The organism is Prolinoborus fasciculus (assembly GCF_056724605.1).
This window is the reverse complement of the sequence record NZ_JBWZQN010000001.1, coordinates 11293-34360: the sequence shown is the minus strand read 5'-3', so window position 1 is coordinate 34360 and position 23068 is coordinate 11293. Positions and strand designations below refer to the sequence as shown.

Sequence of the window (23068 nt, the reverse complement as noted above, 5' to 3'; positions counted from 1 at the left end):
TTAACTCCCTGCCTGAATGGTCACACGACGGTTTTCACGATCAATCGGATTGATTTTTTGCTGGTTACGCAGCAGATGTACGCCGCCAATCACTACATAATCTTCCGGCTTGAGGCCACTGAGTATAGGAACACTGTCCCGGCCATAGGCACCGAGCTGAACCGGAACTTTACGCAAGGTATGATCCGGCTGGACCACCATCACATAAGCCTGCTGATCCGTTGCCGAGACACTGGATAGCGGCACACTGAGCATATTGTCGCGGCTGTGCTGAAAAAATACCCGGGCACTTTGCCCCAGCTGGATCTGACCATTGCCTTCACGTAAGGAAACTTTAACCCGAAAGGTACGCGACTGGTCCGCTGCTGGTGAAATCTCGCGGACAAAAGCGGCAAATTTCTCTTCAGGTTTGGACCATAATGTCACTGTAGCTGCCTGTCCAACCTTGATCTCCGAAATAGCCTGTTCCGGTACGCCAATTACCACTTCACGCTCACCGGCAATCGCCAGTTCATACGCCGCCTGCCCGGCAGCCACCACCTGTCCTGTTTCTATATTGCGTGCAGTGATCACGCCGTTTCTGGTGGCAATCAGCTGGTTATAAGCAGTCTGGTTTTTAGCGGTATCGTAGTTGGATTGTGCCTGTTTCAGATTTGATAGGGCGGTCTTGTACTGGTTTTCGATCGCGTCATATTGTGAGCGGCTCACGGCATTGGATGGCAATAACTGCTTGAAACGTTGTAATTCATCCTGAGCAATCTTAGTAGCAGACTGCGCGCTTTCCAGCTGGGCATGTGCTGCATTCAGCTGCAGCTGGGCATCTTTGACATCCAGAGTTGCCAGGACTTGCCCGGCTTTGACCTGGTCACCCACATCAGCGAAGCGCTGGGTCACCTGCCCAGCGACCCGAAATGCCAGCGCCGTTTGCTGGCGTGCCTGCACATCACCGGCATAACTTTTTAATTCATGCTGTGAAGTGGTGGGTGTCGCCACCATGACAAAGGGAACTTCCTGTTGTGCTGCAGCAGTATCTTTGCTGCACCCGCTTAAAGTCACGCTGCAAAGCACCACCATGCCAGCCAATACGCTGTAAATCCTGCTCATCTTATTCGCTCTTATCTGATCGTCTTTTTTAGGGCAAACTATGCTGATATATTGAATTGCTTGTTTTTTAATTAATATACCACCCGGTACACTAATTAAAACTCAAGCTTCAAAGCAATGACCGTATTGACTTTTTTTGGAAGAAATTGTGCAAATACCTGTAGGACGACCCAAGGATCTGGAAAAGCGTCAGCGCATCCTCAGCGTGGCCAAAGCGCTGTTTTTAGCGCATGGCTATCATGCCTCCAGCATGAACCAGATTGCACGTGAGGCAGGTGTGACCAAGCTGACGGTGTATAACCATTTTCAGGACAAGGCGACCCTGTTTAGCTGTGCGATTGAGGATACCTGTGAAGCCATTCTGCATGAACATCCTCAGCTCTTGCAGCCGAGCAGTGACTTTGCGCAGGAGTTTTATCAGGCCTGTCAGCGCGCTTTAAATATTATTCATTTACCAGAAGCGATCAAGCTGGACCTGTTACTGATGGAACTGGCCTCGCAGCAAAGTCCTCTGGCAGAACAGTTTTATGAGGCCTCGCATAGCAAACTGGATGCAGTCTGGAATGATTTCTTTGCTCTGGCCCAACAGTACAGCTTTATTCAGGTCGATCTTCCAGAAAAACAGACCGAGCTGATCGTGTCCCTGCTGACCGGAACCCGTCATCAGAAAATCCTGCTGGGTCTCAGCCCTCCCCCTTCAAGCGCAGAACAGCAACAGATCATTAGTCAGGCGATTGAATTGTTTATGCTGAAATATGCCATTGCTGATTAAATTCCTTCTGATCGCTTGAGTGCTGGCGACAGGATACTGGCTAAAACTTGCTAAAAAACCTGCAAAATATCTGCAACTTTTGTCTGTAAAGGACTTGGATTGTCCTACAGTCGCGGTATAGTCAAAGCAAGCATTTAAGGGAATATAAAAATGATTCAACAAATTGATGCACCACTACGCGAAGACGTACGCTTACTGGGTAATTTGCTGGGGGAAACCTTAAAATTACATGCGGGGCAGGATTTGTTTAATCAGATTGAGCAGATTCGTGCTTTATCTAAAGGCGCACGTGATGGACAGGTCGAAGCAGAAAAACAGCTAGAACAATTATTTTTGAGCCTGGAAGATGCGGAAATCCTGCCTCTAACCCGTGCCTTTACCCATTTTTTGAACTTTGCCAATATTGCCGAACAATATCATGTGGTGCGTCGTCGCCGTCAGAGCGAGTTTGATGACACTGCAGAATCGCCCAATCCTCTGGTGCCTTTATTTGAAAAATTTAAACAGCAGGAGATTTCTGCCGACACGCTATACCAGCAAATTTGTGAATTAAAAATTGAACTGGTCCTGACCGCGCATCCGACAGAAGTCAGCCGCCGCACCCTGATCCAAAAATATGATGGTATCAATAATGCCCTGTCCAAATTCGACCAGCAGAAACTCACGCCGCGTGAACGTCAGGCGGTGTTGGCAGATCTGAAACAGCTGATCAGCTCGGCCTGGCAAACCGATGAAATCCGTCAGCATCGCCCGACCCCAATCGATGAAGCCAAATGGGGCTTTACTACCATTGAACAGACCCTGTGGAATGCGGTTCCGAAATTTATCCGCGAACTAAATGGCATGGTTCAGGCGCAATGTGGCCAGAACCTGCCCTTAGATATTGCACCGGTACGTTTTGCTTCCTGGATGGGCGGTGACCGCGATGGCAACCCGAATGTTACCCATAATGTGACGCAAGAAGTGTTATGGCTGTCACGCTGGAAAGCTGCCGATCTGTATTTACGCGATATTGAGAACCTGCGCTGGGAACTCTCCATTCAGCAATGCAGTCCGGAAATCTCCGAGGCATTGGGTCTGGATCATCCGGAACCCTACCGTGAATATTTACGTGACACCCGTAGCCGCCTGAAAGCGACCCGACACTGGCTGGCAGAAAAATTAAAGGGCAATGATGCCGATGACAGTCTGGTGATTAAAAGTAAAGACGAACTTTTACAACCGCTCCTGACCTGTTACCGCTCGCTGATGGGCTGCAATCTGGCTGAAATTGCCAATGGCAGCCTGCTGGACTTTATTTACCGGGTCAACAGCTTTGGAATTGAGTTACTGAAACTGGATATCCGTCAGGAATCAGGACGTCACCGTCAGGCGATCTCGGCGATTACCGAATATTTAGGGCTGGGAAATTTTGAAACCTGGACCGAACAGGCCCGTCAAAACTTTTTACTGCAAGAATTGCAAAGCAAACGTCCCTTGCTCCCAAAACATCTGAATGAACCAGCCGGCAGTCTGATTCAGCATCCGGATGTACAGGAAGTCTTTGCCACCATGCGCACCCTGGCAGAACAGCCGAGCGAGTCTCTGGGTGCCTATATTATTTCCATGGCGGAATATCCAAGTGATGTGCTGGCGGTATTGCTTCTACAAAAAGAAGCGGGTATCAAGCACGCCTTACGAGTGGTACCACTGTTTGAAACCCTCAAAGATCTGGACGGTGCAGCCGAGACCATGTCGACCCTGTTCAATATGCACTGGTACAAACAGCATATTCAGGGCAAGCATGAAGTGATGATTGGCTATTCGGATTCAGCCAAGGACGCCGGTTTTATGTCGGCCAACTGGGCGCAGTACCGTGCCCAGGAAGAACTGACGACGATTGCCCAGCAACATGGCGTTCAGCTGACCCTGTTTCATGGCCGTGGCGGTTCGATCAGCCGTGGCGGTGCGCCAACCCAGCAAGCCTTGTTCTCACAGCCACCGGGGTCGATTTCAGGCACGATTCGGGTGACTGAACAGGGCGAAATGATCCGCTTTAAATTCGGACTGGAAGAGATTGCCCTGCAGAATCTGGAAATTTATACCGCTGCGACCTTAGAAGCGACCTTGCTCCCGCCACCCGAGCCGAAACAGGAATGGCGCGACTTGATGCATCAAATGACCGAACTCTCGGTTCAGGTCTATCGCCAGACCGTGCGTGAAAACCCGCATTTTGTCAAATACCTGCGCACTGTCACTCCGGAACTTGAACTGCAAATGCTACCGCTGGGTTCACGGCCGGCGAAACGTAAAGTCAGTGGCGGGATTGAGTCCTTGCGTGCGATTCCGTGGGTATTTGCCTGGACCCAGATTCGTCTGATGTTACCTGCCTGGCTGGGTACCGGTGCCGCGCTGAATAAAGTACTGGATCAGGGGCAACGGGCGGTACTCGATGAGATGCTGGCAGAGTGGCCATATTTTCAGACCCTGATTGATATGCTGGAAATGGTGCTGTCCAAAGCCGATGCACATGTGGCCTTGTACTATGAATCACATCTGACCCAAGATGAAGATCTCAAAGTACTCGGCACAGAGCTGCGCCAGCGTTTGCAGGATGCTGTACAGACCTTGCTGACGTTAAAGGGTGAATCCAAATTGTTGAGTAGCAACGGCGTACTGGATCAATCCATGAAAGTCCGTAAACCGTATTTGTTGCCACTACATTTGCTGCAAGCCGAGCTGATGAAACGTCGTCGTCTCTATCTGCAACAGCAGCAAGCTGAAAATACCCCAGTGGATCATGCCCTGATGGTCAGTATTGCCGGAATTGCTGCGGGTTTACGCAATACCGGTTAATCCAAACAAACCGTTTAAAAGCACATCTTCGCGATGTGCTTTTTTATTGAGCAGTCAATAGCCAAGAAATATTTTATTTTATATAGTAAATCAGATTTATTTATACATAGCCCTATTGATTATAAGAAATTAATCTACTGATTTCACTTTAGTTTTAACTCAAAATTCTTTTACCACCCGGTAAAATATTAAATAAAGTCATAGAATTAATTTGAACAAAAATTTTGTTTAAGTGATTAAATCTTCTAAAGAACAAGAGTATGATGTGCACAATTTATCTTTCGAGTGCTCATTTTATGTCCAGTTGGTTTCCCAAATGGCGCCCTTATGAGGGCAGCATCGATGCACGCCCAGTAGGTACCGCAGAGTATTTGCCACCCGCACAAACGGTCGTTTTGGGTGTACAACATGCTTTTGCCATGTTTGGTGCGACTGTACTGGCACCTTTTTTAATGGGCTTTGACCCTAACCTGGCCATTTTAATGTCAGGGATTTGTACCATCCTGTTCTTTCTGATTACCGGTGGCCGGGTTCCAAGTTATTTAGGTTCAAGCTTTGCCTTTATTGGTGTGGTCATCGCGGCAACCGGTTATGCCGGTGGTGGTGGACTCAACCCCAATATTGGCGTCGCAGCCGGCGGTATTATTGCCTGTGGTATCTTCTATGCCCTGATGGGTTTTCTGGTCATGGCGACCGGCACGCGCTGGATTGAAAAGCTGATGCCACCGGTGGTGACCGGTGCCGTAGTGATGATCATTGGCCTGAACCTTGCTCCAGTCACGGTTAAAAGCGTCATGGGCAACACCTTTAATATGTGGATGTCTCTCGTTACCGTGATGTGCATGGGCTCGATTGCCGTCTTTACCAAAGGCCTGCTGCAACGCCTGCTATTATTGGTCGGTCTGTTACTGGCCTATCTGATCTATTTCATGCTCAGCAATATCATGGGTTATGGTACTGCAATCAACTTCCTTCCCATTCAGCAAGCGGCCTGGTTTGGGTTACCGACTTTCCATGCACCGACCTTTGAATTGAATGCGATGTTGATCATTGCGCCAATTGCCTTGATTCTGGTGGCTGAAAATCTGGGCCATATTAAAGCCGTAGGCGCGATGACCGGTGAAAACCTAGATCCGCATATTGGTAAAGCCTTTGTAGCAGATGGTATTGCAACCACTTTAGCCGGTGGTGTGGGTGCGCCGGGTATGACCACCTATGGTGAAAACATTGGTGTAATGGCCGTGACACGGGTTTACTCGACCATCATCTTTGCAGTCGCGGGTGTCTTTGCTGTGTTCCTGGGTTTATCGCCTAAGTTTGGTGCGGTGATTCATACTATTCCAACGGCGATTCTGACCGGTGCTTCGATTATAGTCTTTGGTTTGATTACTATTGCTGGTGCCAAAATCTGGATTGAGAACAAGGTCGATTTTTCGCAGAACAAGAACCTGATGGTGGCTGCGGTGACCATTATTTTAGGTACGGGTGATTTTGCCCTGACTTTTGGTAGCTTCAATCTGGGTGGTATTGGTACGGCAACGTTTGCAGCCCTGTTCTTAAACTGGTTCTTCAGTCTGGTCGATAAAAAATAAAATTCAGCGATGACTGGGCACAGCCTGTTGCAAGCAAAAAGACCGAACATATATGTTCGGTCTTTTTTGTAGCCTAAAACAGTCTGTCTAGAATGAACTGTTTTAAGTGACTGGCAATTGATTCACGTTGGCTTATTTCTGTTTTTTAAGCGCTTGCTTCAGTTGCTTCAATTTGCCTTTATGTTTTGAAATCTTTTTCAAACGTGCTTTGATTTCTTGCTTTAAAGATTTAACTTGCTTAGCCATGGTATTACTCCCTAGTAAGGCTATTCGTTAGGCTTGTGTTGTTTCACAAAACCACGAATAAATTTTCTTAATTCACGAGCAGCACTAGTATCCAGTTCTTCGCAGAGACGAATAAATTCATCACGCTCCGTACTCTGAATACGAATTAAAAGTTGTCCATCTTTCTTGCCTGTCTTTATTTTTTTGATTTGCTCGCTCATTGCTTATCTCTCCAAAATAAAGACTACTTTGCAAAAGATGTATATACAACATATATACTTTTTAAATTAAATCAAACTTACATTGTAAAAATATTTAATAAAATCAATTTCTTTTTTTTACCATAATTTCTATAAAACCGTGCAAAGCCCGTCCAGGCAAGGCTTTAGGCACTTGGCTGAATGGGCTTTTTATGGATAAATTATTTTTGCAAAAAGGCGATGTTGGGCTTAAAAATCACCACAGCTACAGCAAGATCTGCTGCATAGCTTGAAGATCGTCCGGTGCGGTTAAACTGAAATGAGCCCGTTTAAGGACGAAACTCTTTCAGTTCACGCTGAATAAAATACTGGAACATTTCACGGTATAGATGTTCAATAAATTCCTGATCGACACCCTGTTGCTGCGCCAGTGCTCTGACACTTTCTACAATCTGTTCCATACGTTCCGGTGACTGTAAATCGGTTTCGGTTTTTTTGAAACGCGTGGTTTGATCCACATAAAATTGACGCGCCGCGATCAGCTCAACTAAAGCTGTATCAATGGCATCGATCTGTTGACGTGCATGTTGTAATGATTCAGCTTTGATCTTTTCCATGTTTTTTCAGTTCACTTTCAGTTTGATTATTACTCTTATACTTTTCTTCTAACACATTACTGAAAATACTTTCAATCATCCAGACCCGATATAAGCTATTAAATGTATAACTTTGATCATCTATGCGTAATTCCAGCACTGGAAAGTTCGGCTGTGACTTCATTTCGCAGAGCATATCGTTGTCCTGCAGCTTGGCCAGAATATCATCCTGGCTCAGCTCGGCAATGTTGAGTTGCTGCTGCATACGCTTGAAATGCGGCGCATAAGACAGGTCTTCCCCACGGGTCCAGACCGCTTGCAGGATCTGGTACATCGCCTCAATCCGCTGCTCCTCGGGACAGCTATAAAATAACTGTGCGATTGGCGCAATCGCCTGCTCGGTCGGTCGGCAAAACGGGGTAAATTCTACGTCCGTCCGTTTGGATAAACGTGTGGCCAGACTCCAGTCAAACTCATCCCGGCCACGATAGGACAAGGGATAGACATTCAACTGGATATTATAATAATCCGCCAGTTCTTCCTTGATATAGGCCAGCAAAAGCCAGGAGATCGGATCTTCCAGCGCGATATACAAGTCCAGTTCCGGATCCATCGACTGGATCTCGTTCAGCTCTTCAGCATCACTGATCAGATGCTCACGCCATTCAATGTGATCGATCATAAAAATCGGATTACCGGTCAGCAGTTTTTGCTGCTCCAGACGCCGGGTCAGACGCAACAGGTCATCGACTGCCTGATACTGGCGTCCGCCTAAATTAAAATAGCTGGCCAGAATCGGGGTCTGGTCAAAAATACGTTCGGGAAAGTCCTGTGGCTGATGATGACGACTGGCCATGGCATAAAGGGTTCGTAATTTTCCGGTCTGTTTTTGCCACAACATATGAAACACATCTTCCAGCAAATACAGAAAATCCTGCCCGCGCAGCGGGGTATGCCGTAAAATCAGTTCCGCCTGTTGCAAGGCTTCAGCGCTGGGCAATTCTGGCGTGTCATGAAAACTAAAACGATGCTGTTTCGACAGAATCTTGGCATCATTTAGGGTGTAGTGCTGCCATTCATCAAAAGACATCTGATTTGGGGGGGCTGCATGCGAACTGGAAATAATTACTTTCAGCGGCTTGAGCTGCGGACTTAAAATTTCTTCGAGCTGGGGCAGCTGCTGTACCGCCAGATAGCTGTACACATCATCCAGTCTTAAATGGATACTCAGCCCATCTTGAATAGATAACACCGTTTGACGGATTGGTTTCTGGTAAAACCAACTCGATCGGATTGGATCAAACCAACGGCGTAACAGGGACATGAGTTCGGCCTCGACAAAGATGACGGTGTGCAGTTCAAAAAATTGAATCTGTACAGAATAATCTATTTTTAAGATCGCAGAGCCAAAGCCCTGCATGGTGTAAAAACTTATATCAAGTCATAAACAAATGTTCAATGTTTAACAATGGATTAGAGGTCAAGATTCAAGTCAGTGACCGCCCCGGTTTCTGCACCTGAGGTCAGTTTGGCGAATTTGGCCAGTGCTCCATGGGTATAGTTCGGTTTTGGTTTGATCCAAGCTGCTTGACGTGCTGCAATCTCCGGCTCATCCACATGCCAGGTCATTTCCCGGGTTTCCGCATTAATTGAAATCTGGTCGCCATTTTGTACCAGACCAATCGGGCCGCCATCATAAGCTTCGGGGGTGACATGACCAATCACAAAACCGTGACTGCCACCCGAGAAGCGTCCATCGGTAATCAGGGCAACTGAAGCGCCTAAGCCCTTCCCGATAATCGCAGAGGTCGGTTTCAGCATTTCTGGCATTCCCGGGCCACCTTTGGGACCAACGCCACGAATCACCACCACTTCACCCGGCTGGACTTCGCCATCCAGAATACCGCGCATGGCACCCTGCTCACCTTCAAACACGCGAGCCGGGCCAGCAAAATGCAGTCCTTCCTTACCGGTAATTTTGGCGACCGCGCCCTTCGGTGACAGATTGCCTTTTAGAATCACCAGATGTGAGTCTTTTTTCACTGGCGCATCAAAAGGCAGAATAATCTGCTGGCCTTCCGGATAGTCCTGCACATCGGCCAGATTTTCTGCCAGCGTCTTACCTGTGACCGTCAGACATGAGCCATCCAGCATGCCGGCATCCAGCATGCGCTTCATCAGTGGTTGAATTCCACCAATCGCAATCAGTTCTGACATCAGATATTTACCTGATGGACGCACGTCGGCCACCACCGGAATATCTTTACCAATCCGCACGAAATCATCCAGACTCAATTCCACTCCTGCTGTATGTGCCATGGCTAAAAGATGCAGTACACCATTGGTCGAACCACCCAGCGCAATCAAGACTTTAATCGAGTTTTCAAAGGCGGCTTTGGTCATGATGTCGCGCGGCTTAATATCCAGTCGCAACAGGTTCATCACCGCTTCACCGGCCCGGGCACAGTCAATTTGCTTGTCTTCCGATACCGCTTCCTGTGCCGAAGAGCCCGGCAGGCTCATACCTAAAGCTTCAATCGCAGAGGCCATCGAGTTGGCCGTGTACATACCGCCACACGAACCCGGACCTGGCAAGGAAACCTCTTCAATATGCTTGACCTGAATCGCGTTGATTTCACCTTTGGCATATTGACCCACCGCTTCAAACACTGAAATCATGTCGGTATGACCTTCACCCGGTTTGATGGTTCCGCCATAAATAAACAGCCCCGGACGGTTGAGGCGCGCCAATCCCATGATGCAGCCAGGCATATTTTTGTCACAGCCACCAATGGCAATCACACCATCATAAGCCTGACAGCCGACCACGGTTTCAATCGAATCTGCGATCACTTCCCGTGACAGCAGGGAATATTTCATGCCTTCGGTGCCATTGGAAATGCCATCTGAAATGGTAATGGTATTAAAGATAATGCCCTTGCCACCCGCCGCACTCACGCCCTGCTCTACGGTTCTGGCCAGACCATCAATATGCATATTACAAGGCGTGACATTGGCCCAGGTCGAAGCAATGCCGATAAATGGCCGGTTAAAATCGGCATCCTGAAAACCGGTGGCACGCATCATGGAACGCGCCGGTGCATTTTCAATACCTTCATAAACGGGGGCAGAATGCTCGCGGATATTATCTTTACTCATTATTCTGTTCCTTAAAATGTAGTCAAACATAGTCAAGGACTAATTCGCACTCTGTTAATGTCTTGTTGCCAAACGTGTAACTAGAGCCTGAGTCGGTCAGTTCCGACTTATAGCGATCAGTCCGTTCTTGCAATATACGCTTTACAGTTTTGTAAGGCGTATAACGACTTATCTCATTGTCGTTTAATCTTGCAAGCACGTTTCTCGCAGCATTCCAATCAGCTTGCACAACTTCCCCATTAAAACGATGAAAGCGATCTCCCTTGCGTGTGCCTATTAAAAGCCCACGTAAGAAAGAATCACTTTGCGAAGTGTATGCAGAATTGACTAGATGCACCGTAGAACCTCTACGGTGAGATATACCTGTTAGGGCATCGGCTAATAAGCCTTTAACCCATGTGTTTAAACGTCTATTGGTATTTTTACCATAGCTACGCTTACTTTGGATTGGTGCGGTTAAATCCTCCGCAACAATCACTTTGGCTTTATCAACCAACTTGTGAGTTGCTGTAAATATCAATGTCTTGAGCTTTGCTTTCTGAGCATCTTGCCTTTTATCTAGCTTCTTGCGACCTAGATTATTTAACTCAATTTTCTGTTTCTTGTGCGGTTTGGCTTTAGAAATCGCTCTGAGCTTATTTCTACGTTTGTACTTTTGATTTAGGTAGTCTGATTCACTTGAGATCAATTTACCTAAACCATTGCCATATACTTCACCATCAGAATCCACAAAGGCTTCTGAATAACCTTTATCAACACCTACGGTTTCCTGACCACAATCCTGTGTTTCAACTGCATCATAAGTTGAGTGAACTTCAACATTACCGTTTTTTAGAATGATTCTAAGTGTGCCTTGTGGCGCAAAATCAACAGTGGTGTTTAGTGGAATTTTAATGGTTTGTCGAGGGACTAGACTTGGCACTTTAAGCCAACATTGACCGTTTAGCTCAAAGGTTTTACACATATCCGCACGAACAATAATTTGATTATGTGTGTGATTAACACCATGCTTAAAGTGATTACGCATTTGACGATGGAGGAAATTATCAGTCATCCATTCATCTTTTTTAAGCAAGGTGTATAGTCTTTTTTGTTCATTATTACAGGAGGTGCGTTTTCGGATCGCCTGCTTTACTTTGTCTTTTGATGCTTCTCGATAGGCTTTAATATCACCTACGCAATCACGTAGCGTTTCTTTCCACGCATTTGCAGAAACACCAAAGTCACGACTTTCTTTCATCCACGCATCACGAATGGTTCTGTCGCTGATATTTAAACCTGCAACAGCACCATATTTAGCCCACACTTCGCTACGAACACGACCAAGTAAAACAGCTTGTTTTTCAAGTTGCTTGTACTTTTGCACATTCAAGTTTTTACAGTGATGGATGCGTGTTAGTTTCAAAAAGTTATTCCTTACTATTCACTAATTCTTTAACTTTTTCTTTGTATTTTCTTAATCCATAAAGTCGAGAAGAAAAACAATGAATAATCGCTAACAGGTCTTGAGTTACTTCTTCCGTTGGGGAAAGAGATTCTTGATTCATAATAATAATTTTACAACCATGTCTTTCAGCAAAAGATTCAAACCACTCAAAACCAAAACGCACCAAACGGTCTTTGTGAGCGATGACAAGCATTGAAACTTTACCCATTTCAATATCAAGAAAAAGCTGATTGAATTTCTTTCTTTTATAATTCAAACCACTTCCAATCTCTGACACCCAATCATCAACAGCATAGCCATTTACAGTACAAAAAGTTTCTAAAGCTGACACCTGATTAGCTAAATCGGGCTTTTGAGCAACACTAGATACCCTTGAATAAACAATTACTGACGATTTAGCTTCCGTTGCTTTTATACCGATATATTCAAGGTATTGATCGTGCGTGTAGTATCTGCGATTTTTAGGATTTCGACATGCAACCAAAATACCTTCGGCATCCCATCTTTGTAGAGTTTTAACCGACTTCCCAATCATTTCACCGAATTTAGCAGGAGAATACATTAATCAATCTCCGCTAACTTCTTGAAATCCTCAAGTGTATAGTCTTTAAATATGGATTCATCACAATATATGGCTAGATCATTGTCTTCATCCCATCCACAGATAGGGCATGTATAAGGGGATGATGCGACTCCTAGCTGATTATATTTTAATAAAATATCGTCACAAACCTCATAAAGTTCTGAATCCTCATAATGATCAACAACTTCAAGGAAAATTAGTTCACTAATATTTTCTGCAAATTTTTTGTATTTTTCAGGCACTTCTAGTTGATATAGCTCTACTAAATCATCTAGTTTTTTAGCGCAAGCATCACCAAAAATCTCTAATAATTTTTCCTCATATTCTTGACAGCGCATACCTTGTCCTGAAACGTGAGTACATTCAGAAAAGCCTGTATTTGCATTAATAAAATCAGCATAGGTGGGGCATTTATCGGAGAGTGATTGATTCGTTTTTTCAGGGTACGAAGAACAATCATAGCCTAAATCTACAATATCGGTTTCATAGAAATCATTCTTTGACCACTCACCATAGACCCATGATGCAAATTCCTTAATAAACCCATCTTTATTTTCAGGGGATACAAAATAAGCAAGGTCTTGCTCTACTTTCTTTAAGCTTTCAGTCAAGTATTTCATTGCAAGTTTTTTTAAAATTTAATACCTAAATTGTATATGTTTGACTATATTTGTCAATATAATTATTTGCTATCAATCACTCTTCCTGGGCGATGACCGATTTTAAGCGTCGGTCTTGGACAATTTATTTTAAGATCATTGTATAGTTTCTTGTATAAAAAAAGCACCCCATCTGGAGTGCTATTTAAATCTGTAAAATTACAGCTTAGATATCACGTACCGCACCTTTCGCCGCACTGGTGGCATGCATTGCATAGGCTTTCAGCGCTTTAGATACTTTACGTGGACGTTCCTTTGCAGGCTTCCAACCTTTGGCTTCTTGTACTTCACGGCGTGCTGCCAATACATCTTCAGCAACGGCTAAATGAATGCTACGGTTTGGAATATCAATTTCGATACGGTCGCCATCTTCAACCAGGGCAATTGTGCCGCCTTCAGCTGCTTCTGGGGAAACGTGACCAATGGAAAGACCTGAAGAACCACCAGAGAAACGACCATCAGTGACAAGTGCACAGTCTTTACCTAAACCTTTCGATTTTAAGTAGCTGGTTGGGTACAACATTTCTTGCATGCCTGGACCACCCTGTGGACCTTCATAACGGATCAGCACCACATCACCTGCCACGATTTTCCCACCAAGAATGGCTTCAACTGCATCATCCTGGCTTTCAAATACACGTGCAGTCCCGTTGAATTTCAGGATTGAATCATCCACACCCGCAGTTTTTACGATACAGCCTTCTAGCGCGATGTTGCCGTAAAGTACCGCTAGACCACCATCTTGTGAGAAGGCATGTTCAACATTACGTATTACACCATTTTCACGGTCGCCATCTAGACGGGTGTAATAACGATCTTGTGAGAATGCAGTTTGGGTTGGTACACCGCCCGGTGCCGATTTGAAGAAGTTATATACCTCTTCATCTTCAGTACGGATGATGTCCCATTTGTCTAAAGCATCTTTCAACGTTGCTTCATGTACGGTCGGTACAGACGTATCCAGTAAGCCACCACGGTCTAGTTCACCGAGGATCGACATAATGCCGCCGGCACGGTGAATATCTTCCATGTGGACGTTTTTAACCGCAGGTGCCACTTTACACAGTACAGGCACTATACGAGATAAACGGTCGATATCGTCCATGGTGAAGTCTACTTCTGCTTCGTGAGCAGCTGCCAACAAGTGAAGAACGGTGTTGGTTGAACCACCCATCGCGATGTCCAAAGTCATGGCATTTTCATAAGATGCTTTGGTTGCTACATTACGTGGCAATACGCTGTAATCATTCTGTTCATAATGACGCTTGGTGATTTCAACGATCAACTGACCTGCGCGCTCAAATAATTTCTTACGGTTGGCATGTGTTGCCAGCGTAGAACCATTGCCCGGAAGCGATAAACCAAGTGCTTCAGTCAAACAGTTCATCGAGTTTGCGGTAAACATGCCTGAACATGAACCACAGGTTGGGCAAGCTGAACGTTCATATTCAGCAACTTCTTCATCAGTGAAGCTGTCATCTGCTGCAACAATCATGGCATCGACTAGGTCAATGGCTTTTTCATTGCCACGGATTTTGACCTTGCCCGCTTCCATTGGACCGCCAGAGACAAATACCACCGGAATGTTCAGACGCATCGCAGCCATTAACATACCTGGGGTGATCTTGTCACAGTTCGAGATACACACCATCGCATCGGCACAATGGGCATTGACCATGTACTCGACCGAGTCTGCAATCAGGTCACGCGAAGGCAATGAATACAGCATGCCGTCATGACCCATCGCGATGCCGTCATCGACCGCAATGGTATTGAATTCTTTTGCCACACCGCCTGACGCTTCAATTTGACGTGCCACCAGCTGACCCAGATCTTTAAGATGCACATGACCTGGTACAAACTGGGTGAACGAGTTCACCACCGCAATAATCGGCTTACCGAAATCTTCATCTTTCATGCCGGTGGCACGCCATAAACCGCGTGCGCCAGCCATATTTCTTCCGTGTGTCGATGTTTTTGAACGATAGTCAGGCATTTTATATTTCCAACAAAGTTTGAGCTTGCAATGAATCGGGCAGATCCACTCTGGCTAAATCATACTGACAAGGAGCTTAAATCAGTTGAATTTTAAACCTATCATACTACAAGCCCTTGATTTACAAGATGGCCTTTTGGGTGTAGATACAGGCAAAAATGTCTATAGAGAGATTTGGATGATCTGACGATAAAAATTTCTGGTGGTGTTTCAAAAAGTATGCTGATTATATTTTAACCACAATTGAAATCTCATAAAGCATTAAAAATATAGTGAATTTAATTTACTTATTTTCAATTTCTCTATTGACAGAATTAACTAGCATACTTTTTGAAACACCCCCAAATTTCTTAATGAAATCTACTATACCGCCATCATCATCATCAGGACAATACAAAACTTTCATGAATAATTTTTACAATTTGCATGAGTTTTTTTTATATAAAAATTCCACTGAAATTCAAGCACTCACCAAGCTTCTCGGATAAGTTTTTGCAACGATTAGGCTGAAATTTGGCTTTTGGCTTATAATAGCTTTTAAGTTTATTTGGAATTTCATGTGTGAAGATCATATTTGCAGGCACACCAGAATTTGCAGCGACTGCATTGGCTGCGTTGCTTAGAACCGAACATGAAATTGTGGCGGTCTATACTCAACCGGACCGCAAGGCCGGACGTGGACAAAAGCTCACGGCATCTGCGGTGAAGCAGTTAGCGCTTGAACATCATCTTTCGGTCTATCAGCCTTTACATTTCAAGTCATCGACTGAAGAAGGTCTGGCGGCGCAAGCGGAACTTAAAGCCTTAAATGCAGATGTGATGGTGGTGGCAGCTTATGGCCTGATCCTGCCACAAGTGGTTCTGGATACGCCAAAATATGGTTGCCTGAATATTCATGGTTCGCTGTTGCCACGCTGGCGCGGTGCAGCCCCGATTCAGCGCGCGATTGCTACCGGCGATATCGAAACAGGTGTGACCATTATGAAAATGGCAGCCGGTCTGGATACCGGGGACATGATGTATAAAACACTGTGCCCGATTAGCGCCGAAGATACATCTGCCAGCCTGCATGACAAACTGGCGCTGCAAGGTGCTGAGGCGATTGTGGCCGTGCTCGAATCGGAACAGACTTTACAGCACTATCTTGAGACCCGTGAAGTTCAGGATGAAAATCTGACTGTCTACGCGCATAAACTGACAAAAGCCGAAGCACAAATTGACTGGACCCAGCCTGCAGCAGATATTGACCGTAATATTCGTGCCTTTAATCCCTGGCCAGTGGCATTCACCCCGCTAGATGACGGCAACAATTTACGCATCTGGAATTCATCACTTTCCACACAAAAGGCAAGCAATGCCCTGCCTAGTGAAGTGATTGCCCTGGATAAAGATGGCGTGCATGTGATGTGTGGCGATCAAAATGTCATTTGCATCACCAATCTGCAATGGCCAGGCGGCAAAGCCCTGAATGCTGTTCAAATTAATCAAACTCAAAAACTATCGGTAGGATATAAATTCGCATGAGCCAAATTCAATCATCAGCTAAAAATTTGAATTTGCGCGCGCAAGTTGTAAAAACGCTATTGGCTGTACAAAATGGCCAATCACTTGCTTCTGTACTCAATCAACATATTAATATTGTGTCTGAACGTGACCGTGGTCTTTATCACGAGTTAACGCTAGGCTGTTTACGTCAGTGGCATGGCCTGAAAGCCATCACCCTGCCGCTATTAACCAAACCTCTTGATAACCAGGCTCTAGAAAGCTGCTTATATTTGGGTTTGTACCAGATTCTATGTACGCGTATTCCGGCACATGCTGCGATTTCAGAAACCGTCACTGCAGCCAAACAGCTGGGATTTGAACCTTTAAGCGGTCTGGTCAATGCGGTACTGCGTCGTGTTTCACGTGAAACAGAAGAATTTGACCTGGCTTTAAATCAGGCGCATGGCCTGCCAAGCTGGCTCTACAAGCGTTTAAAGAAAGACTGGCCGGAACAGCTTGCCGAGCTGTCACATGACTTGAAACAGATTGCGCCGCTTACCTTGCGTGTCAATATCAATCAGGTCAGCCGTGATGAATATCTGGAAATTCTGGAAGAAGAAGGCTATGAAGCACGTGCCTGTACTCTTTCTGAAGTTGGGATTGTACTGGAACAGAATGTGCATATTCCGAACCTGCCGGGCTATGAAGCCGGCGGTTTCTCGGTGCAGGATGAACATGCCCAGCTGTGTGCGACCTTAGTTCCTGACCTTGAAGGCAAAATCGTAGTAGATGCCTGCGCTGCTCCAGGAGGTAAGACTGCGCATATCCTGGAAAAATATAGCCCGAAAAAACTGTATGCCATTGATCAGGATGCTAAACGTTTAGTCCGTGTGGCAGAAAATCTGGAACGTTTACTGTTAACTGAATATGCCGACGTTGAAATTATCGCGGCTGATGCGATCACCTGGACCGCTCCGGAGCCGGTCGATTGTATCGTACTGGATGCACCATGCTCTGCAATTGGTGTGATCCGTCGTCATCCGGATATTCGCTTGCTACGTCACTCTACAGATATTCCGCAAACGGTACAGCTGCAAAAGCAGATTCTGGAAAATATGTGGCAGCAACTGAAAGTCGGTGGTACTTTGCTGTACATCACCTGTTCAATTCTGAAAGCCGAAAACGAACAGCAGATGGTCGAATTCTTTGCTCAACATGCCGATGCCAAAGAAATCAAAATCGAAGTCGATTGGGGCATCGAACAGATTCACGGTCGTCAATTGTTACCGAAAGCGGATCAAGGCGACGGCTTCTTCTATTGCCGTATAGAAAAAATTGCATAAGTCATGTGTTTAAAATGAAAGGCAGCGCAAGCTGCCTTTTTTATGGCTTGTGATTTAGTGAATATGAGGTTTATTGAATAAACTTAAAAATTACCAGACTGCTCGCCAATGCCGCCATGCCGCTGACCAGCCCATAGACTGTTTCATGACCTTCAGAATAGCGTTTTGCCGTCGGCAATAATTCATCCAGTGCCAGAATAAAATAACCGAGCGCTGCCCCCAATGGTTCTGCCAGTCCGGAAACCAAACTGGCCCAGAGCGCATAATCTTTACGGCCGGTGGCCATATAGACCGGCAAGGCAATCGCCACACCTTCTGGTACATTATGAATCACAATTGCCACCGCCAACGGCGCGCCCAAAGCAGGGCTTTCCAGCGTGGCAAAAAATGTCGCCAGTCCTTCCGGCAGGTTATGTGCGCTAATCGCAAACAGGGTCAGCATGCCGGTACGCAGTAATTGAGGTGAACTGACCCCCTTGGCAGAATGGGTTTCAATCGTGTCATGTGGATTCGGCACAAAGCGATCCAGCAACAACACCAGAACCACACCCAGTAAAAAAGCAAAAGTACCAAAGGCAAAACCGGTTTTTTCATCAAAATCCAGGCTAAAGGACGCGATCGATTTGTTCAAAATTTCGGTTAAAGAGACATAAATCATGGCCCCGGCAGCAAAGGCCAGCAGGCGGAAATTAGGTTTTTTTAAGAATAATACCAGTCCCCCACCCACCACGGTGGCCAGCCCGGCAAATAAAGTCACGGCAAAGGCTGTTTGACATACTCCCCCCACTTTCACGATGTTCAAGTGGGGGATTCTAAAAGCAAAAGCTCCTAGGTGAATTCCTTACGGATTTCACTTGCTTTCTGCTTCGCAAGGTGACCTTTACCGCATCCACCCTCCACAGACAAAACGGTGTGTCCCACCGCCAAAATGTTGCGAGATGCATTAATATCTGCATTCTCGCTAAAACAACAACTGACACACTCAAAGTTTGCTTGAGTAAGCCTATTTTCTTTTGCAACATGACCACATGAACTACAAGTTTGACTTGTATATCTAGGGTCAACTTTAACAAGCAAACCACCTCGCCATTTTTGCTTATATTCCAACATACCAACAAGCATTGACCAACCTTGATCCAGGATTGATTTGTTTAAGCCGGACTTGGCTTTAACATTCTTTCCTTTTTTCTCGATTGAGCCTTTCGCTGACTTCGACATATTGGCTACTTTTAAGTCCTCAACTACGATCATTGCGTGGTTTTTGCTGAGCGTTGTGGTGACTTTGTGCAAGTAGTCATGCCGAATATTGGCAATATGATGGTGTACCTTGTTGATCTTGAGATTCAGCTTTTTCCAATTTTGACTGAACTTGGTTTTATTTCTCAGCTTGCGCTGAAGCCTAGCTAACTTTACCTGATTGGCCTTGAAACTATTGATCGGGTCAAATACTTGACCACTAGACGTTGTAATTAATTTCTTGGTGGTGTTTCAAAAAGTATGCTGATTATATTTTAACCACAATTGAAATCTCATAAAGCATTAAAAATATAGTGAATTTAATTTACTTATTTTCAATTTCTCTATTGACAGAATTAACTAGCATACTTTTTGAAACACCCCCAATTTCTTAATACCCAAGTCAATACCAATGGCTGATTCTGATGGGTGTATCGGTGTTTCTATTGTGTTTTCAGCACCAAATGACACATACCATTTTCCGACATGCTTTGAAATTGTGACGTTCTTAATCTCACCCACAATATTTTGTGATTTTCTGAATTTCACAATGCCAATGTCATTAGGTAACTTAACTTGGTTACCTTTAACCCAACAATATCTATCAAATTGAACAATACGAATGGAATCATAGCCATTAGATTTCTTTTTGAATCGTGGCATAAGTGGTCTAAGTTGGACTTCACGACCATCAGGCAATTTGAAGAATCTTGGTTTTTTGGCTTTAAATGGTTTTTGCTTTAACTTGGCTTGTTCTTTCGGGTCAAAGAACTTCCCCCAGGCATCACCAAGATCACGCACTTTTTGTTGAAGTGAAACGCCATTTGAACTGTTTTCTAGAAAAGCACACTCAGGTTTTTTTCGTAATTCAGGAATTTTATTGACTAAATTAACTTTGTTGATTCGCTCATTATTAGCAAGCATCTCGAACGATACAGCTAAAATTTGATTCCAAACAAAACGTGCAGAGCCAAGCAACTTGTTTAAAACAAGCTCCTGCTCTGCATTAGGCTCAAGCCTAAATTTATACGCTTTGTTGATTTTCATAAATGAGTATGTATGTGTTAATATAATCAAATGCTATCATTAAATGAACAATCAAACAATGACTGAAATCTATAAAAACCGCTATTCAGCCTTTAACTTACACGTACACTTAGTATTTATTACAAAGTACAGAAAGAAAATCCTAAATGATCTACATCATAAGTATTTTAGTGAGTATGTAGCCGAAATATGCAAAGATTTTGATGCAGAACTAAAAGAATGTAATGGTGAGGCTGACCATGTTCACATGCTTATTCAGTACCCACCAACTGTTCAGCTTAGTAAGTTGGTGAATAATTTAAAATCGGTAACAAGCAGAAGAATGCGGAATGAATTTTTAGATTTACGTGGTAGTTATGCAAAACCTGTTTTATGGTCAAGGTCTTATTTTGCAGGGTCGTGCGGTGGTGCGTCTTTGGATATTATTAAAAATTACATTCAAAACCAACAAGGTTAAAATCTGTGAAATTCACCTCCACCCTGACTGTCGGGTGGAGTCCTCTTTCACTTAAAGATAGACTTGTCCATCTGAAACGGAAATCATGTCAAAGCATCAGCCATTAAAAAAGTCATTATCATCAAGGATGATAATGACTTCCGTTTATGGCAACAGTAGGTTTATGTGAAGATTTTTAGTCTTCTGGTTCTTCCGGATTTTTTGCCAGATGAATCACAGCCAGTACCAGACCACCCCATAATAAAACGATAGAGATGATCATCATGATTAGTGCAGATGTATTCATATTCGCTCTCCTAGCTGTGACGGTCTTTAACTAGACTGAACAAAATGGCGCCCAGAATAAAGAATGCAAGAGTGCCCCCACCGATCATCCACAGCGTACTCGCGGGATAATCACCATAGCCTTCTGCCATGATCGATTTCAGGGTCAGGCCTAATGCCAGTAATAAGGACAACGGCGTGATCACCGTCAGCATGAACTTCCAGCTCGCACCCAGTTTCACGCTGGCAAACTCGTTCACATGGCCTTCCAGCTGTTTCATTAATGGACGGCGGAACCAGGACAACAGAATAATCGATAACAGACCACCACCGACAATACCGATGTTATTGGCAAAGTAGTCGATGATATCGACAAAGGTAATCGCACTATGTGTCGAGAACATCAGGGTAGAAATCACTGCTGAACCACCAGCAATAATCGTCACTGACTTGTTCTTTGACCAGCCCAGCTTGTCCTGGAACGCGGCAATCGGAACTTGCAGGATACTGACCATCGAGGTAATACCGGCAACCGTCAATGAAGCAAAGAACAGGAAACCGAACAGGTCGCCACCTGCGCCTAAACTGGAAATGATTTTCGGAAACGCAATAAAGGCCAGACCAATACCACCGGATACCACATCTTCAACTTTAGCACCTGAGCTAAACGCCATAAAACCAAGTGCTGCAAAGACACCAATACCCGCCAGGATTTCAAAAGACGAGTTGGCCAATGCCACCACAATCCCTGAACCAGTCAGGTTAGTTTTGCGTTTCAAGTAAGAGGCATAAGTCAACATAATCCCGAAGCCCACTGACAGTGAGAAGAAGATATGACCAAAAGCGGCTAACCAGACTTTATAGTTGGCCATCGCTTCCCAGTTTGGCGTGAAGAAAGCATTTAAGCCATCGACTGCACCCGGTAAACGGACTGCCTGAATCACCAGGATCGTGAATAAAATCACCAGCAATGGCATAAAGATTTTATTCGCCAGTTCCACCCCACGGCGTACTCCACCGTAAAGAATCAGCATGACTGCTGCCCAAACGACCACTAGACCAAAGAACAGCACAGGTACAAAACCGAGAGTCAGACCCTCACCATTTTGCAGGTAAGTATTGAAGAAGAAGCCCTGGGTATCTGTGCCCCACTGCTGTCCAAAGGAATAGAACATATAACTGCCGGCCCAGGACAAGACGCTGGCATAGTAAATCCCGATCACCAGAGTGACCATGACCTGCCACCAACCCAGAGATTCGGCATTCATGAGTTTTTTATAGGCCATAGGCGGCGCTTTGCGGAACTTGTGTCCGACCGCATAGTCTAAAAACAATAAAGGTAAACCTGCTGCGAAAATCGCAATCAGATAAGGGATCAGGAATGCCCCGCCACCATTTTCATAGGCAACATAAGGGAAACGCCAGATATTCCCCAAGCCAACGGCGGAACCAATCGCTGCAATAATGAATCCTGATCGTGCGGACCAATTCTCACGAGTTTCTGTCATAGAACACCTAAACTTTTAACCCCTTTAGATGCTGCTTGTTATGGTTATGGCGCAAGCAAAAAAAGAAGCATTTTCAATAATTTTGGGTGTTTGAATTAGAGGGCACCTTGTGGGCGTCGAATTCTAATGTACAAACAGGTCAGCAGGTCTTACATCTTGCTTAAAGTCTGATCGAAAAACTGACCTTGTAGATGATTCAACAATACTGACTTTTTTAAATTTTTTCTGTAAATTCTGCTTAAAATATTCGTTATTTATAATCTATTCGAATTAAGCGTTCAATAATTCTGCAAAATAAGGCAGATTAAACAAGTTATATATTGACAAACTTTTTGGAATATATTTTTCTTAAGTTTTACTACAGGGTCGCTGTTTCAAAAAATGTATTCCAAGACTCTGATCCAGCATCTGTTTTTAGATCATTATTTGAAGATGAAACGGCTCATACTAAGGCACATGACCAAGCCGTGATATGGGAAATCAAATTCTCTCATGGAATTTTGACCTCTTTAAAAACCGGTTTAAATATCACAAGCAGATTTAAAAACCAGCCACCTGTG

18 protein-coding genes and 1 pseudogene are annotated in these 23068 nt (G+C 44.7%); 6 read left to right on the top strand and 13 right to left on the bottom strand.

Translation table 11 applies throughout. The annotated features are described in order from the left end of the window. Positions 1 to 1104 (bottom strand): efflux RND transporter periplasmic adaptor subunit, encoded by a 1104-nt coding sequence (locus tag AC1P5O_RS00155; RefSeq protein WP_499005415.1) that lies wholly within the window; start codon positions 1102 to 1104, stop codon positions 1 to 3. A 148-nt stretch (positions 1105 to 1252) separates the two neighbouring features. On the opposite strand from AC1P5O_RS00155, the gene AC1P5O_RS00150 reads away from it, so the two are divergent. From AC1P5O_RS00150 to AC1P5O_RS00140, 3 genes are all read left to right on the top strand, one after another. Continuing rightward, positions 1253 to 1876, top strand: coding sequence for a TetR/AcrR family transcriptional regulator (locus AC1P5O_RS00150; protein ID WP_499005414.1), 624 nt, complete (start codon positions 1253 to 1255; stop codon positions 1874 to 1876). A gap of 150 nt (positions 1877 to 2026) precedes the next feature. Next, on the top strand, positions 2027 to 4711 hold the full coding sequence (ppc, locus tag AC1P5O_RS00145; protein WP_148334913.1) for a phosphoenolpyruvate carboxylase: 2685 nt from the start codon (positions 2027 to 2029) through the stop codon (positions 4709 to 4711). A gap of 296 nt (positions 4712 to 5007) precedes the next feature. Continuing rightward, a complete protein-coding gene (locus AC1P5O_RS00140) occupies positions 5008 to 6303 on the top strand; it encodes a solute carrier family 23 protein (protein WP_148334914.1) in 1296 nt (431 codons plus the stop codon). A 266-nt stretch (positions 6304 to 6569) separates the two neighbouring features. On the opposite strand, the gene AC1P5O_RS00135 is transcribed toward AC1P5O_RS00140, so the two are convergent. From AC1P5O_RS00135 to ilvD (AC1P5O_RS00100), 8 genes are all read right to left on the bottom strand, one after another. After that, positions 6570 to 6749 carry a hypothetical protein gene (locus tag AC1P5O_RS00135; RefSeq protein WP_004280844.1) on the bottom strand — a complete coding sequence of 60 codons (180 nt, stop codon included), beginning with the start codon at positions 6747 to 6749 and terminating at the stop codon, positions 6570 to 6572. A gap of 308 nt (positions 6750 to 7057) precedes the next feature. Further along, positions 7058 to 7345 carry a chorismate mutase gene (locus AC1P5O_RS00130; protein WP_004280839.1) on the bottom strand — a complete coding sequence of 96 codons (288 nt, stop codon included), beginning with the start codon at positions 7343 to 7345 and terminating at the stop codon, positions 7058 to 7060. Next, the gene (locus tag AC1P5O_RS00125) at positions 7326 to 8744 is read right to left on the bottom strand and encodes a hypothetical protein (RefSeq protein WP_499005411.1); all 1419 of its coding nucleotides are present in this window, start codon (positions 8742 to 8744) and stop codon (positions 7326 to 7328) included. The genes AC1P5O_RS00130 and AC1P5O_RS00125 overlap by 20 nt, the downstream gene beginning before the upstream one ends. 53 nt (positions 8745 to 8797) lie before the next feature. Continuing rightward, positions 8798 to 10483 (bottom strand): dihydroxy-acid dehydratase, encoded by a 1686-nt coding sequence (gene ilvD / locus AC1P5O_RS00120; protein ID WP_004280835.1) that lies wholly within the window; start codon positions 10481 to 10483, stop codon positions 8798 to 8800. A 22-nt stretch (positions 10484 to 10505) separates the two neighbouring features. Beyond that, a complete protein-coding gene (locus tag AC1P5O_RS00115) occupies positions 10506 to 11888 on the bottom strand; it encodes an IS200/IS605 family element transposase accessory protein TnpB (RefSeq protein ID WP_039902357.1) in 1383 nt (460 codons plus the stop codon). A gap of 4 nt (positions 11889 to 11892) precedes the next feature. Continuing rightward, entirely contained in the window at positions 11893 to 12492 is a 600-nt protein-coding gene (locus tag AC1P5O_RS00110) for an IS607 family transposase (protein ID WP_004280831.1), read from the bottom strand. Further along, on the bottom strand, positions 12492 to 13124 hold the full coding sequence (locus tag AC1P5O_RS00105; protein ID WP_499005408.1) for a hypothetical protein: 633 nt from the start codon (positions 13122 to 13124) through the stop codon (positions 12492 to 12494). Before AC1P5O_RS00105 ends, AC1P5O_RS00110 begins: the two co-directional genes overlap by 1 nt. Positions 13125 to 13338: 214 nt before the next feature. Beyond that, the gene (ilvD, locus tag AC1P5O_RS00100) at positions 13339 to 15168 is read right to left on the bottom strand and encodes a dihydroxy-acid dehydratase (protein WP_499005407.1); all 1830 of its coding nucleotides are present in this window, start codon (positions 15166 to 15168) and stop codon (positions 13339 to 13341) included. A gap of 561 nt (positions 15169 to 15729) precedes the next feature. Here ilvD (AC1P5O_RS00100) and fmt point away from each other — a divergent pair. After that, positions 15730 to 16692, top strand: a complete 963-nt coding sequence (fmt, locus tag AC1P5O_RS00095) for a methionyl-tRNA formyltransferase (RefSeq protein WP_044109793.1) — start codon at positions 15730 to 15732, stop codon at positions 16690 to 16692. Beyond that, complete coding sequence (gene rsmB, locus AC1P5O_RS00090; protein ID WP_085064401.1) at positions 16689 to 17996, top strand: 16S rRNA (cytosine(967)-C(5))-methyltransferase RsmB; 1308 nt, start codon at positions 16689 to 16691, stop codon at positions 17994 to 17996. The genes fmt and rsmB overlap by 4 nt, the downstream gene beginning before the upstream one ends. A gap of 70 nt (positions 17997 to 18066) precedes the next feature. Here the strand turns inward: rsmB and AC1P5O_RS00085 are convergent, their stop codons facing one another. Next, positions 18067 to 18792 (bottom strand): ZIP family metal transporter, encoded by a 726-nt coding sequence (locus AC1P5O_RS00085; RefSeq protein WP_085064415.1) that lies wholly within the window; start codon positions 18790 to 18792, stop codon positions 18067 to 18069. 32 nt (positions 18793 to 18824) lie between these two features. Next, a pseudogene (locus AC1P5O_RS00080) lies at positions 18825 to 20279 on the bottom strand (RNA-guided endonuclease InsQ/TnpB family protein). A gap of 43 nt (positions 20280 to 20322) precedes the next feature. Here AC1P5O_RS00080 and tnpA point away from each other — a divergent pair. After that, positions 20323 to 20736 (top strand): IS200/IS605 family transposase, encoded by a 414-nt coding sequence (tnpA, locus tag AC1P5O_RS00075; RefSeq protein ID WP_005249500.1) that lies wholly within the window; start codon positions 20323 to 20325, stop codon positions 20734 to 20736. Between the two features lie 175 nt (positions 20737 to 20911). Here the strand turns inward: tnpA and AC1P5O_RS00070 are convergent, their stop codons facing one another. Next, entirely contained in the window at positions 20912 to 21022 is a 111-nt protein-coding gene (locus AC1P5O_RS00070) for a methionine/alanine import family NSS transporter small subunit (RefSeq protein WP_004647694.1), read from the bottom strand. A 10-nt stretch (positions 21023 to 21032) separates the two neighbouring features. After that, positions 21033 to 22508: a sodium-dependent transporter gene (locus AC1P5O_RS00065; RefSeq protein ID WP_005249498.1), complete on the bottom strand. Its 1476-nt coding sequence runs from the start codon at positions 22506 to 22508 to the stop codon at positions 21033 to 21035. Positions 22509 to 23068: the final 560 nt, after the last annotated feature.

What these genes read in the sequence shown, in the direction of transcription:
- AC1P5O_RS00155 (WP_499005415.1), bottom strand. Translation starts at nt 1,104, where the DNA reads ATGAGCAGGATTTACAGCGTATTGGCTGGCATGGTGGTGCTTTGCAGC.
- ppc (WP_148334913.1), top strand. Translation starts at nt 2,027, where the DNA reads ATGATTCAACAAATTGATGCACCACTACGCGAAGACGTACGCTTACTG.
- AC1P5O_RS00140 (WP_148334914.1), top strand. Translation starts at nt 5,008, where the DNA reads ATGTCCAGTTGGTTTCCCAAATGGCGCCCTTATGAGGGCAGCATCGAT.
- AC1P5O_RS00135 (WP_004280844.1), bottom strand. Translation starts at nt 6,749, where the DNA reads ATGAGCGAGCAAATCAAAAAAATAAAGACAGGCAAGAAAGATGGACAA.
- AC1P5O_RS00130 (WP_004280839.1), bottom strand. Translation starts at nt 7,345, where the DNA reads ATGGAAAAGATCAAAGCTGAATCATTACAACATGCACGTCAACAGATC.
- AC1P5O_RS00125 (WP_499005411.1), bottom strand. Translation starts at nt 8,744, where the DNA reads ATGCAGGGCTTTGGCTCTGCGATCTTAAAAATAGATTATTCTGTACAG.
- ilvD (WP_004280835.1), bottom strand. Translation starts at nt 10,483, where the DNA reads ATGAGTAAAGATAATATCCGCGAGCATTCTGCCCCCGTTTATGAAGGT.
- AC1P5O_RS00110 (WP_004280831.1), bottom strand. Translation starts at nt 12,492, where the DNA reads ATGTATTCTCCTGCTAAATTCGGTGAAATGATTGGGAAGTCGGTTAAA.
- ilvD (WP_499005407.1), bottom strand. Translation starts at nt 15,168, where the DNA reads ATGCCTGACTATCGTTCAAAAACATCGACACACGGAAGAAATATGGCT.
- rsmB (WP_085064401.1), top strand. Translation starts at nt 16,689, where the DNA reads ATGAGCCAAATTCAATCATCAGCTAAAAATTTGAATTTGCGCGCGCAA.
- tnpA (WP_005249500.1), top strand. Translation starts at nt 20,323, where the DNA reads ATGAACAATCAAACAATGACTGAAATCTATAAAAACCGCTATTCAGCC.
- AC1P5O_RS00070 (WP_004647694.1), bottom strand. Translation starts at nt 21,022, where the DNA reads ATGAATACATCTGCACTAATCATGATGATCATCTCTATCGTTTTATTA.
- AC1P5O_RS00065 (WP_005249498.1), bottom strand. Translation starts at nt 22,508, where the DNA reads ATGACAGAAACTCGTGAGAATTGGTCCGCACGATCAGGATTCATTATT.